General features: G+C 32.4%; 11 protein-coding genes and 2 tRNA genes. All 13 read left to right on the forward strand.

Annotated features, from left to right (window positions below; translation table 11 throughout):
• Positions 1-16 precede the first annotated feature (16 nt).
• The 13 genes from TDSAC_RS03300 (at position 17) to TDSAC_RS09020 (ending at position 12754) form a co-directional block, all read left to right on the forward strand.
• Positions 17-472, forward strand: a complete 456-nt coding sequence (locus TDSAC_RS03300; protein ID WP_108308868.1) for a nuclear transport factor 2 family protein — start codon at positions 17-19, stop codon at positions 470-472.
• Between the two features lies 1 nt (position 473).
• Entirely contained in the window at positions 474-3890 is a 3417-nt protein-coding gene (locus tag TDSAC_RS03305; RefSeq protein WP_108308869.1) for a DNA polymerase III subunit alpha, read from the forward strand.
• A gap of 82 nt (positions 3891-3972) precedes the next feature.
• Positions 3973-5187, forward strand: coding sequence for an ATP phosphoribosyltransferase regulatory subunit (locus TDSAC_RS03310; RefSeq protein WP_150130285.1), 1215 nt, complete (start codon positions 3973-3975; stop codon positions 5185-5187).
• Positions 5187-5822 carry an ATP phosphoribosyltransferase gene (gene hisG, locus TDSAC_RS03315; RefSeq protein ID WP_108308871.1) on the forward strand — a complete coding sequence of 212 codons (636 nt, stop codon included), beginning with the start codon at positions 5187-5189 and terminating at the stop codon, positions 5820-5822. Before TDSAC_RS03310 ends, hisG begins: the two co-directional genes overlap by 1 nt.
• On the forward strand, positions 5809-7095 hold the full coding sequence (gene hisD, locus TDSAC_RS03320; RefSeq protein WP_199919890.1) for a histidinol dehydrogenase: 1287 nt from the start codon (positions 5809-5811) through the stop codon (positions 7093-7095). Before hisG ends, hisD begins: the two co-directional genes overlap by 14 nt.
• Positions 7096-7132: 37 nt before the next feature.
• Positions 7133-7672: an NUDIX hydrolase gene (locus TDSAC_RS03325; RefSeq protein ID WP_108308873.1), complete on the forward strand. Its 540-nt coding sequence runs from the start codon at positions 7133-7135 to the stop codon at positions 7670-7672.
• Positions 7641-8561, forward strand: coding sequence for a site-specific tyrosine recombinase/integron integrase (gene xerA / locus TDSAC_RS03330; RefSeq protein ID WP_108308874.1), 921 nt, complete (start codon positions 7641-7643; stop codon positions 8559-8561). The genes TDSAC_RS03325 and xerA overlap by 32 nt, the downstream gene beginning before the upstream one ends.
• Positions 8562-8608: 47 nt before the next feature.
• Complete coding sequence (gene pruA, locus TDSAC_RS03335; protein ID WP_108308875.1) at positions 8609-10240, forward strand: L-glutamate gamma-semialdehyde dehydrogenase; 1632 nt, start codon at positions 8609-8611, stop codon at positions 10238-10240.
• Positions 10240-11133: a proline dehydrogenase family protein gene (locus TDSAC_RS03340; RefSeq protein WP_108308876.1), complete on the forward strand. Its 894-nt coding sequence runs from the start codon at positions 10240-10242 to the stop codon at positions 11131-11133. Before pruA ends, TDSAC_RS03340 begins: the two co-directional genes overlap by 1 nt.
• 105 nt (positions 11134-11238) lie before the next feature.
• The gene (locus TDSAC_RS03345; RefSeq protein ID WP_150130286.1) at positions 11239-12366 is read left to right on the forward strand and encodes a branched-chain amino acid ABC transporter substrate-binding protein; all 1128 of its coding nucleotides are present in this window, start codon (positions 11239-11241) and stop codon (positions 12364-12366) included.
• Between the two features lie 44 nt (positions 12367-12410).
• Positions 12411-12486 (forward strand) — tRNA-Gly (locus TDSAC_RS03350).
• Between the two features lie 11 nt (positions 12487-12497).
• A tRNA-Arg gene (locus tag TDSAC_RS03355) sits at positions 12498-12574 on the forward strand.
• A gap of 33 nt (positions 12575-12607) precedes the next feature.
• Positions 12608-12754: a hypothetical protein gene (locus TDSAC_RS09020; RefSeq protein WP_199919891.1), complete on the forward strand. Its 147-nt coding sequence runs from the start codon at positions 12608-12610 to the stop codon at positions 12752-12754.
• The last annotated feature ends 11 nt before the right edge of the window (positions 12755-12765 follow it).

A 12765-nucleotide genomic window follows, 5' to 3' on the forward strand; every position in this document is an offset into this window, starting at 1 on the left:
TTATGGTGTTTGAAATATGATAAGTAAATTGTGGTGGCATATTAAAAGACTGTTTAAGATTTTAATAGCAATGTTTATAGTAATTTTTTTGCCTCTTTATTGGTTTATTAATCAGGTAGGGCCAAAATATTATATAAGTTCTGAAACCCCAAGTTTTGTTGTTGAAAAGTACCTAGATGGTAAAAAAAATGATGATTTTTATGAAATATATACTAATTATCCATCTGTCTTTAAAAAAGAATTGTATGGAATTGCTTATAGTGGATGGGCAAAAAACATATATCAGGAAGTAAGATATAGAGTAGTTGATGTTAAAAATTTTGGTAATGAGGCTTATGTTAATGTTCTTGTAACCTTAATAGGAGGAGATAGGAAAATGACACAATATGTTTTAAGAAAAGAAAATGGTTTATGGAAAATTGTTTATGATAGGAACTTAGGTTTTGTAGAATTTTCTACAAAGGCTAATTGATATGAGTTTTGTTCACCTTCACGTACACAGTGAATACAGCTTGCTGGATGGGGCAAGTAGGTTAGAGGATATAATTCTCAAAGCAAAAAATGATAACATGCAAGCTCTTGCACTTACTGATCATGGAAATATGTATGGTGCTCTTAAGTTTTATTCTTTAGCAAAAAAACATGAAATAAAACCATTACTTGGTTGTGAGATGTATATCACGGATGATATGACCAGACAGACAAAAACAAATGGGAATGATGAATCCTATTTATCCCATTTAATTCTTATTGCAAAAAATTTTGAAGGCTATAAAAATTTGGTTAGATTGGTATCCTTTGGCTTTCTTAAAGGTTTTTACTATAAACCAAGAATTGATTTAAAAACTTTATTTGAATACAAAGAGGGTTTGTTGGTTTCTAGCGCATGCATGTATGGTAGAATACCTCAGCTAATTCTTTCTAACAATAAGGATCGGGCTATTGAGCTCGCAAAAACCTTTAAGGAACAGTTTGGTGACGACTTTTATCTTGAAATTCAAGATCATGGATTACCTGAAGAGAAAAGATTAATTCCTGTAATGATAAATATGTCACAGGATTTAAAAATTCCATTAATAGCTACTAACGACTCACATTATACTAATAAAGAGGATGCTGAATTTCATGATGTGCTGCTTTGCATTCAAACAAAAAAAACAATTCAGGATGAAAATCGAATGAAATTTAATACTGATTCTCTTTATTTTAAAAATGCTGAAGAAATGAAAGAGCTCTTTTCTTACTGCAAAGAAGCTATTGAGAATACTTTGATAATTGCAGATAAATGTAATCTGGAATTACCAATTGGAAATGTGACAGTTCCAAAGTTCCCCTGTCCTGAGGGGAAAACTGAGAAAGAATATTTAAACTTATTGATTGAAAAAGGTTTAAATCGAAGATACAAAGGCAATATTACTAAAGAAATTAAAGATCGTCTAAAATATGAGCTTGATATTATCCAGAAAACTGGCTATGAAGGTTACTTTTTAATAGTATCAGATTATATTAATTATGCAAAAGAAAATGGAATTCAAGTTGGTCCGGGTAGAGGTTCTGCTGCTGGGAGTTTGGTAGCATATGTTCTTGGAATAACTGACATTGACCCTTTGAAATATAATTTGCTTTTTGAAAGATTCTTAAACCCGGAGAGGGTAAATCCGCCTGATATTGATGTTGATTTTTGTATCGAGAAGAGATCACAAGTTCTGAATTATTTGGTTAAAAGATATGGTCAAGAAAATGTAGCCCAAATTGGTACTTTTGGAACTATGAACGCAAGAGCAGTAGTTAGAGATGTTGGAAGAACATTAGGTAAGCCACTTAGTATTGTTGATAAACTAGCAAAATTAATTCCAAACAAACCTGGTTCTCAAGCAACTTTGAAAGAAGCACAGGAATTACATGAAGTAAAACAATTTTTAGATTCTAACCCTTCTCTGAAAGAACTTTGGGAAAAAAGCATAAAGCTAGAAGGGCTAACACGTCACAGCTCTGTTCATGCTGCTGGTGTGGTGATATCACCCTTTCCTATTTATGATTTAATACCTTTACAAAGACCATCTGAAGGCGATGTTCCGGTAACGCAATGGCCTATGGAAGACGTAGAAAAATCAGGATTTTTAAAGATGGATTTGTTAGGATTAAGAAACCTAACAGTAATTGGGAAAACTCTAGAATTAATTGAAAAAACTAGGGGTATAAAGGTAGATATAGAAAGCATTCCCCTTGATGACCCGAAAGTTTATGAACTGTTAGAAAAGGGAGAAACTCTTGGAGTGTTTCAGCTAGAGAGTTCTGGAATGCAACAACTTTTAAAAGAAGTTAAACCTGATAAATTTGAGGATCTAATAGCAATACTTGCTCTTTATAGACCTGGTCCGATGAATTCTGGAATGGTAGAACAATTTATTAGACGAAAGCACAAAAAAGAGCCTGTTGTTTTTATCCATAAAGATGTTGAACCAGTTCTTTCTGAAACCTATGGTGTTATGATTTATCAAGAACAGATAATGCAGCTTGCAAGCATACTGGCAGGATTTTCTTTAGGTGAAGCGGATCTTTTAAGAAGAGCTATGGGTAAGAAAAAAGCAGAGGTGATGGCGGCCCAAAAACCTAAGTTCGTTGAGGGGGCTATAAATAAAGGGTTAATCTCAAAGGATCAAGCTGAAAAAATATTTGATGATATGGCAAAATTTGCTGAGTATGGCTTTAATAAATCTCATAGCGCTTCTTATGCTCTTATTACATATAGAACTGCCTGGTTAAAGGTTTATTATACTCCTGAATATATGGCTGCTTTGCTTTCTTCTGTATCCTCTGATACTGATAAAGTTGCTGAATATATCAAGGAAGCAAAAAAGTTTGGTGTGGAAGTTTTGTCTCCTGATGTAAACGAAAGCGGGGAAAATTTTACTGTAATAGGAAACAAAATTAGATTTGGTCTTTCTGCAATTAAAGGTGTTGGTAAGGCTGCAATTGATACTATATTAACAAGTAGACTTACAGATGGAAATTTTAAAAGTTTAAGAGATTTTATCTATAGAACCAGTTCAAAGTCTGTAAATAAAAAGATTTATGAAAATTTAATAAAAGCTGGTGCACTTGATAATCTGTATAAAGATAGACTCAATCTTTTAGATCAGTTAGATGAAGTTCTGGCATTAGTAAAGAAAAGCGCCAAAACGGACAATGAACATAGCCTATTTAATGAAGCTTTTGACGAAGAGGAGCTTTATCTTGATAACGATATTGAAATTATTCCCAAAAGGGACTTTGACCCAAGTTTAAAGCTTTCATTTGAAAAGGAAGTTCTTGGACTTTATGTTAGCGGACATCCACTTAAGCCTTATAAATTTTTGATAAATAGCATTTCAAATTTTAATATTTCTTCTCTAAACGAACTAGATGTTGAGAAGGTAAAAATTTGTGGAATAGTTTTTAATAAAAAACAAGTTTTTAAAAAAGATGGTTCTTTCTTTTTTGTATTAAACATTGAAGATTTAACTGGAAGTGTAGAGTGTATCTATTCTAAGAAGGACAAAGCTGTTATTGATGAAATAAAAGAAAATGATATTGTTTGGGTTGAGGGAAGACTTATAAAAAGGGATGAGGGATCAAGAATAATTATTGATCAAATAGGAAAGATTAACAAAAAGATATTTCATATTAAATTTTATAGGAAACTTTGTTCAGAAAGCGCTTTAATGAGATTAAAAGAAGAGCTTTTGGTTGCAAAGGGCGATATACCATTAATTATTCATTTTGTGGACGAAAACGTAGAAAAACTTTGTCTGGCAGATTCAAATTACTTTGTCAATATAGAAAACAATATTGTTGAAAGAATTGGTAAATTTAGGGGCATAGAATGCTGGCTTGAAGAAAATAGTTAATTAAAAAAAATAATTATATAATTAAAACAGTTGTAAAGAATAGTAAATCTATTTATCAAAATTAAAGGAGAGATATTTGATTGTGAATAATTCGCTTTCTGGATCTGTAGATATGCTCCCAGAAGAAGTTTTATGTAGAAACTTAATAGAAGAAAAAATTAAAAGGTTTTGGGAGAGAAATGGGTTTGTTATGGTTTCAATCCCAGTTCTTGAAAATTGGGACAAATTACAGGTAGCCCTTGACGAAAAATTAATAGAGAAAACAATTAGATTTATTGATAGATTTGGAGGAGTTAGTGTTCTTAGCCCAGATTTAACGGTTTCAATTGCAAGAATGGTTTCTGCCAGAAAGAGAAATTTCACTTTTCCATTAAAATATTTTTATTTATCAGATGTATTTAGAGTTACTTCAGAGCATAGCGTAATAAGACAATGTGGTGTTGAAATTATAGGTGCTGATAAACAAACTTTAGCTGATGTGGAACTGGCAGTTTTAATTTTTATGACTTTGAAAGAGATTGGCTTTAATGAGATTTATCTTGAAATTGGAAATTTTGAAATATTAAAGGAGCTTTTGAGCCTAAATATTCTTAAGAATCACAAGAAGAGCTTATTTGAAGCTTTCTTAAAGAAAGACTGGGTAGCACTGTACTGTATTTCAAATGAGATTAAGGATTCTAAAATTTCAAACTTTATTAAAAATCTTCCAGGGCTTTCAGGAACACCCGATGAGGTTTTTTCAAAAATTGATTTAGTTCCCGAATTTTTGCATCCTTCAGTTAAAAATTTAGAGAAAATAAGTAATGAAATTAAAAATGCAGGTGTAAAGCACTATATTAATCTTTCGTTGATTAACGAAATTTCTTATTATACTGGTTTTATTTTTCAAGTCTTTGTTCCAGGTTTACCAAGTTCTATTGGTGGTGGCGGCAGATATGACGATTTATATTCTCTATTTGGTTTTGATTGTCCTTCTTCAGGATTTGGTATTGATTTAGATAAGATTTATGGGGTTTTGAAAGCAAATTATCTTAAACCCATAAATATTGACGTTCTTTTATGCTTTAATGATGGAATACCTTTACACTGGGTATGGAATTTGGCTGCTTCCTATAGAGACCAGTGTATAAGGGTGGAAATAGATTTGAAGAATAGAGAGTTTAACGAAGCTTTGGAGTTTTCAAAAAATAAGAGGGCTAAAAGGTTGGTTTATATATCAAAATTAGAATCATCAGGGGTATCTGGATGGATTGTTGATACCCATAATGAAAACAAAGAAAGGATGACCTTCTGTTAATGCTTAAAATTGCTGTGCCAAAGGGAGTTTTGTTTGATCCGTCTTTAAAATTATTGAAAAATTGTGGGTACAAGATTCCTTCAGATTTTGGCAGGAAACTTTTAATAGAAGATTCAAATCAACAACTGTCTTTGATAATAGTAAGACCATTTGATATGCCTCTTTATGTAGAAGAAGGAGTTGTTGATGTTGCTTTTATCGGTAAAGATGTAATTGAAGAAACTTCAATGTCTTGTTTTGAGATCTTAGATTTAGGTTATGGACAATGTAGGTTGTCAGTTGCTGTGCCAGGTTTTAGTCCTTATAGATCTGTTGAAGATTTTCACTCCTTTATTAAAGTTGGATCTAAATATCAAAACCTCTCAAAAAAATTTTTTATAGAAAAAGGAATTCAAGTTAGAATCTTCCCACTTGGAGGATCTGTGGAGTTGTCGCCTATTGTAGGTTTATCTGATGCAATAATCGATCTCGTTTCTACTGGCAATACCCTTAAAGCTAATAATCTTATAGAAATCGAAACTATTTTGTTTTCTACTTCTCGTTTAGTGGTAAATGATGCTAAGTATAGACTTAAGAGAAAAGAGATAAATGAATTTATTTTGCGTGTTAAGGAGGTTCTTGATGATATTTATTGATGATTTTCTTTTATTAAAAAAGGAGGCAGAACTTCAAAGATTATGGAAAAGGAGGTCTTATTTTCAAGATAACAAAATTTTTGATGAAGTAAAAGCAATAATAAATGACATTAAAACAAGGGGACTTGAAGCTATAAAAGAATATTCTAAAAAATTTGATGATTATGATTTATCCTCTGGTTTAATAGCTTCAGAAGAAGAAATAGTTTCTCAGGCAAGACTTGTGCCTGTTGATGTTTCTAACGCTTTAAAGCATTCTGCCAAAAGGATAAAGAGATATCATGAGAGCATTAAAATTAAATCCTTTAAGTATGAAACAGAAGAGTCGGAATCAGGGTTTAAATGGACTCCAATTGAAAATGTAGGTATATATGTACCAGGGGGATTGGCAGCTTACCCATCTACAATTCTAATGACAGTTATTGTTGCTGATGTTGCGGGAGTGGACAATATTTATGTATGCTCTAAACCAAACAGGGGAAAAATAAATCCATATATAGCTTCAGCTGTTCTTGCTTGTAATAGCAAGAAAGTTAAGATTGTAAAGCTTTCTGGTGTTCAGGCTATTTCTTCCATGGCTTTGGGTTTGGGGATTAAAAAAGTTGACAAGATATTTGGGCCTGGTAATGACTATGTAAGTCTTGCCAAAAAATATTTCTTTGGAGAAGTAGCTATTGATATGATAGCAGGTCCTTCTGAAATATTAATAGTTTCTGATGGCAAAACGAATCCGTCCTGGATTGCATGGGATTTTTTGTCGCAAGCAGAGCACGATAAAAATGCAAAAACTGGTCTGATATCAAATGAAATCGGTTTTTTAAATGAAGTAATGGAAAAAGTTAAAGAGTATTCTCTTAAAGTTTTGAACAAGCATATTGTAGAATCTTCACTCCAAAATTCCTTTTTTGGTTTTGCCCCTACCCTTGAAGATGCGATAAGTATTTCAAATATCTTGGCTCCTGAGCACCTAGAAATTGCTTGTGAAAATCCTGATGAGCTTTTTGACAAGGTTCAAAATGCAGGTACAGTTTTTTTGGGGAGTCTGACTTGTGAACCATTTGGAGATTATATTTTAGGACCAAGCCATGTTTTGCCAACTTCGGGTAGTGCACGTTATTTTTCTGGGATAAACGTATATGATTTTCTAAAAAGAACAAATTTCTCCAGAATAAAAACTAAAGATGCTCTAAAAAATCTTTTAGATGCCTCTTTAATAGCTGAGGTAGAAGGTTTTAGTGCTCATAAAAAGGCCATGCTTTGTAGGAATGAATAAGAGTCTTACTTTATTAATGTAAAGGGAGTGTCATAATGTGAAAGAAAAAGAAGATAAAACTTATATAGAGTATGTATATAGTGGGAAAATTATTAAAGTGAGAAGAGAGTGGATAAAAATTAAAAAAGGATCAAAGCAGCACAGAACATGGATGGAGGTAGTTGAATTTTCTAATGCTGTAGGTATAATTGCTTTACCTAATAAAGAAGAGATTTTATTAGTTGAACAATTTAGATATGCTCCTCATGAAAAACTGTTAGAAATTCCTGCTGGGAAACTGAATCCTGGTGAATCTCCTGAAGATGGTGCAGTAAGAGAACTTATTGAAGAAACAGGATATAGAGCTAAAAGTGTCAAAAGGATATTTTCTATGTATACGACTCCAGGATTTACTGACGAATATATGCACATTATGGTTTGTGAAGATCTGGAATATGTTGGCGCTGATCCTGATGAAGATGAGTTAATTAATGTAGTAAAATTTAATATCAAAGAACTTGAGAAGATGGTTTTAGAGGGGAAGATTAAAGACGCCAAAACAGTGCTTGCAGTCCTTTATCTTACAAGAAGGCAGTGAGGCCCTAAACGCTTTTGTAAGTTATCTATTTTTTATAAGAGGATACTCTGAGAATACTGTAAATTCATACAGAAGTGATGTGAAATCCTTTTTCGACGTTGTAAAGGATAAAGTAAGCGATATAGCTGATATTGAAAAGCTATTATTATATTATTCAAATCATTTAATTTCAAACAATTATAAAGCCTCATCTCTTGAAAGAAAATTGGTAGCAATAAAACAATTTTTTATCTTTTCATTTCAGGAAGGCTATTATAAAGGTAAAATTCCTGATATTGTTTTACCTAAAAAAGAGAAAAGATTGCCGTTTTTTTTATCTAGGGAGGATGTCTTAAATATTTTTAATTTTGTTTCTAATTCAAAGCCATTTACCATCAGAGATTTACTTATTTTTAAGATGTTGTATTTTACCGGTATGAGAATTTCAGAGCTCTTAAATCTAAAGATTAATAGTGTTAATTTTGAAACTATGGATATAAGAGTTTTTGGAAAAGGATCAAAAGAAAGAATTATCCCTTTTCATCACGATATTTTAGACTTGTTTAATTCATATTTAATTTTTAGACAAGAAAATTTGAAACCCAAATGTGAGAATATTTTTGTTAATTCAAAAGGAAGGCCTCTTTCAAGACAATATATATGGAAAATGTGTAGGAAAGTAGGCAACTTCTTAAATTTGGAATTACATCCTCATATTTTTAGACATTCATTAGCAACACATTTGCTCTCTGGTGGAGCAAGCATTAAAACGATACAGGAAATATTGGGTCATGAGTCAATTTCTACTACTCAAATATATACTCATTTAGTATATGAAGAGCTAAAAAGGGAGTATTTAAGAGCATTTAAAAATTTCGATATTGATATTAATCCAATAAATAAATTATAATATTAATAAAATTTATTTTTAATAATCAATTTTAAGGAGGATTGAGTTTGAAAAATTGTATAGCAAGGATTCCAGAACCTGTTAATGAACCTGTTTATGATTATGGGGTGGGAAGTAAAGAAAGAGATAAATTAAAATTAGCATTAAAAGACGTAGCTTCAAAAAAGGTTGAAATGGCATTAATTATTGATGGAAAAGAAGTTAAGACCGAAAATAAAATAGATGTTAGATGTCCACATCAACACGATGTTGTTCTTGGTCAATATTATCAGGCTAGCAAGGAAGAAATCAAGTTAGCAATCGAATCGGCAATGAAAGCAAAAAAAAATTGGGCAAAAGTTGATTTTCAAGAAAGAGCAGCAATTTTTTTAAAAGCAGCAGAACTTTTAAGCACAAAGTATAGATACCTAATGAATGCCACAACAATGCTTTCAATTAGCAAGAATGTATTTCAAGCTGAAATAGATTGTGTTTGTGAACTTATTGATTTTTTGAGATTTAACGTAAAATTTGCTGAGAAAATTTATGAAGATCAGCCCATTTCGCCAAAAGGTTTTTGGAACAGAATGCAATACAGACCTCTTGAAGGATTTGTATTTGCAGTTCCTCCATTTAACTTTGTTTCGATTTCTGGTAATTTGCCAACTGCACCGGTCATAATGGGGAATGTTTCAATTTGGAAACCAGCTTCTAGTGCTGTTTATCCTTCTTATTTGTTTATGAAGATTCTTCAAGAGGCAGGTTTGCCAGATGGAGTAATAAATTTTGTGCCTGCTAGGGGTTCTGATATAGGAGATTTAGTTTTCTCTTCAAGAGAATTTGCTGGTCTTCATTTCACAGGAAGTTATGAAACCTTTAACTATATGTGGAAAACAATAGCCAATAATATCTCGAATTATATAACCTATCCAAGAATTGTTGGGGAAACTGGTGGTAAAGATTTTATTTTTGCTCATAATTCTGCTAACACTAAGAGTTTAATTACTGCAATTATTAGAGGTTCCTTTGAGTATCAAGGTCAAAAGTGTTCTGCTGTTTCAAGAGTTTATATGCCAAAATCAATTTTTAATGGCTTTAAAGACGATTTTCTTAATGAACTAAGCAAGATAAAAATGGGAACTCCTGAAGATTTCACAAATTTTATAAATGCAGTTATAAATAGAGAATCATTTGATAAAATAAGATCTTATATCGATTATGCAAAAAATCACAACGAAGCCAGGATCTTATTTGGTGGGAAATGTGATGATAGTGTGGGATATTTTATAGAACCTACCGTTATAGTCACTAAAAACCCTCACTTTAAAACTATGGAAGAAGAGATTTTTGGTCCTGTGGTGACTTTTTATCCTTATGATGATGATAAGTTTGAAGAAACGCTCTATTTATGTGATAAAACAAGTATATATGGGCTAACTGGTGCTATATTTGCCCAAGACAGAAATGCTATAAATATTGCAACTGAAATTCTTGAGTTTTGTGCTGGTAATTTTTATATTAACGATAAGCCAACAGGTGCGGTTGTAGGTCAGCAACCCTTTGGTGGAGCTAGAGCAAGTGGGACGAACGATAAGGCAGGCAGCTTGTTAAACCTCATTAGATGGACAAGTGCAAGGTCTGTTAAAGAAACTTTTAACCCCCCAGAACATTTCGAATACCCTTTTATGGAGGAAAGATAATGCTGAATAATATTTTTAATTTTACTATTTCGAACACGATTGACTATGTTCCAGAACAAATAATTGATTTTTTTTCAAAGAAGTATGTTGCTGGTACGTCTCTTTCTGACGCAGTTAAGACTACGGTTGATTTGAACTCTAAGGGGATAATGTCTACTATTGATGTATTGGGTGAATCTGTGTATAACGAGGATCAAACCATATTCTTTAGAAATGAATGTATTAAAGTACTTGAAACTATTAAAAAAGAGTCTCTTAACGCAAATCTTTCGTTAAAACCCACCCAGATGGGTCTTGCTATAAATAAGGCTCTTTGTTATGAAAATATAAGAAAAATAGTAAAGAGAGCTAAAGAGTTGGACAATTTTGTAAGAATTGATATGGAAAATTCTCCATATACAAGTGATACGTTGAAGATGTATAAGCTTTTAAGAGAAGAATTTCCAGGTCATGTTGGGACTGTCTTACAGGCATATTTAAGAAGAACAGTTGACGATATTGATAAACTTTCAGATAAAGATCTGAATATAAGACTTTGTAAAGGCATCTACATGGAATCTTATAAAATTGCATATAAAAATCCTGAAATAATTAATGAAAATTACATTTATTGTTTAGAAAAACTTTTTGAGAATAAGGCATATGTGGGCATTGCGACTCATGATGAGAAATTAATTTTTCATGCAATGAAACTAATTAGAAAGTACAATTTGCAGCCAAATGAATATGAATTTCAGATGCTATTGGGAATAGGCGAAAAATTAAGAGATTTCATACTTGCTAAAAAACATAGGCTTAGAATATATGTACCATATGGTAAAGAATGGTTGTCTTATGTTAGAAGAAGATTAAAAGAAAATCCAAACATAATTAAAACAGCTCTTGGCTTATAGTAAGAATATAAAAAATATTTATATATTATCAAATAAAAAGAAATTATAATAGAATATTAGCATTGACATATTAAATATTTTATTTTAGGGGGTGCTAATTTGTTTTTGAAGTACAAGAAATTTTTGTTTTCGTTTCTAGCTTTATTGGGAGTGGGTTTGCTGTTGGCCGGTTGTGCTGGAACTCAGCAAAAGGCTGCAAGTTCTACGATTAAAGTTGCAGTAGTAGGTCCAATGACGGGTGCGCAAGCGAAATATGGAGAAGATTGGAAGAATTCTGCGCTTTTGGCTATTGATGAAATTAATGCAAAGGGAGGGATTAAGGGGAAGAAACTTGAAGCTGTAATATTTGACGATGCAGCGGATCCAAAACAAGCTGTATCGGTAGCTCAAAAGATTGTTAGCGATCCAAGCATTATAGCTGTTATAGGCCACGTTAATTCTGGTTGTTCCATACCTGCATCTAAAATTTATGCCCAAGCTAATGTTCCAATGCTCACTGTTTCTACAAATCCTGAACTAACCCAACAAGGTTTAAAGAATATTTTTAGAGTGGCTCCAACTGACAACGTTCAAGGTAGTTTTGCTGCTGATTTTTTGTTTAAAAAAGGATATAAGAATATAGCAATTTTACAAGATAAGTCTGCGTATGGTCAGGGAGTTGCTACAGAGTTTAAAAATAGCTTTGAGAAATTAGGTGGGAAAGTTCTTGCATTTGAAGGCGTAACAGAAGATCAAAAGGATTTTTCAGCTATACTTACGAAATTTAAAACTCTTAAACCAGACGCTATTTATTTTGGTGGTTACTACCCTGAGGGGGCTCTCATAACTAAACAAATGAGAGATTTGGGTATGAAGATGCCTTTAGTAGGTCCAGATGGTTTGTATGATCCACAATTCTTAAAGATTGCAGGAGCAGCAGCTAATGGAGATATAATAACAAATATAGGTCTTAATATCGAGACAAATCCAAATGCTAAAGATTTTTTGGCAGCTTATAAGGCAAAATATGGAGAGCCTGGTGCATATGGTATATTTGCATACGAAGCCGTAAAAATATTGGCAGCTGCACTTGAAAAGGACCCAACAGCAAAGGGTGAAGCGCTTATAAAGCTTTTGGATGAAACTAATTACACTGGTGTTCTTGGGAAAACAACATTTGCTCCAAATGGAGACACGACTAATAAGGTGATCACGGTATATCAAGTAGAAAACGGTAAGTTTGTAGAGATTTAGGGGTTGGCAATTTTAATTTTTTAGTTTATAATCTCAACATGTGGGCGGGAGTAGCTCAGTCGGTAGAGCATCAGCCTTCCAAGCTGAGGGTCGCGGGTTCGAATCTCGTCTCCCGCTCCATGTTAGTTTAAGCGCCCGTAGCTCAGTTGGACAGAGCGGCGGACTTCTAATCCGTAGGTCACAGGTTCGAATCCTGTCGGGCGCGCCAATTTATTTTTTTATATGTAGGGGGAATATAAAAATGAAGAAAGATATAATAGTTTATCAATGTGAACCATTCAAATCTTCAGAAGTTAATGTCAAAAAGAAAAATATTACTTATTTCTCAGATAAAACTACGCTAAAAAGTGTTCTTTTTTATAATTTTTTTATAATTCTAACGAACTAAGTAAAAGGCCT

The organism is Thermodesulfobium acidiphilum, assembly GCF_003057965.1.
Taxonomy (GTDB): Bacteria; Thermodesulfobiota; Thermodesulfobiia; order Thermodesulfobiales; family Thermodesulfobiaceae; genus Thermodesulfobium; species Thermodesulfobium acidiphilum.

Bases quoted from the DNA above. Each gene is read 5' to 3' on its own strand.
- TDSAC_RS03300 (WP_108308868.1), top strand. From the start codon at position 17: ATGATAAGTAAATTGTGGTGGCATATTAAAAGACTGTTTAAGATTTTA.
- TDSAC_RS03305 (WP_108308869.1), top strand. From the start codon at position 474: ATGAGTTTTGTTCACCTTCACGTACACAGTGAATACAGCTTGCTGGAT.
- hisG (WP_108308871.1), top strand. From the start codon at position 5,187: ATGCTTAAAATTGCTGTGCCAAAGGGAGTTTTGTTTGATCCGTCTTTA.
- hisD (WP_199919890.1), top strand. From the start codon at position 5,809: ATGATATTTATTGATGATTTTCTTTTATTAAAAAAGGAGGCAGAACTT.
- TDSAC_RS03340 (WP_108308876.1), top strand. From the start codon at position 10,240: ATGCTGAATAATATTTTTAATTTTACTATTTCGAACACGATTGACTAT.
- TDSAC_RS09020 (WP_199919891.1), top strand. From the start codon at position 12,608: ATGAAGAAAGATATAATAGTTTATCAATGTGAACCATTCAAATCTTCA.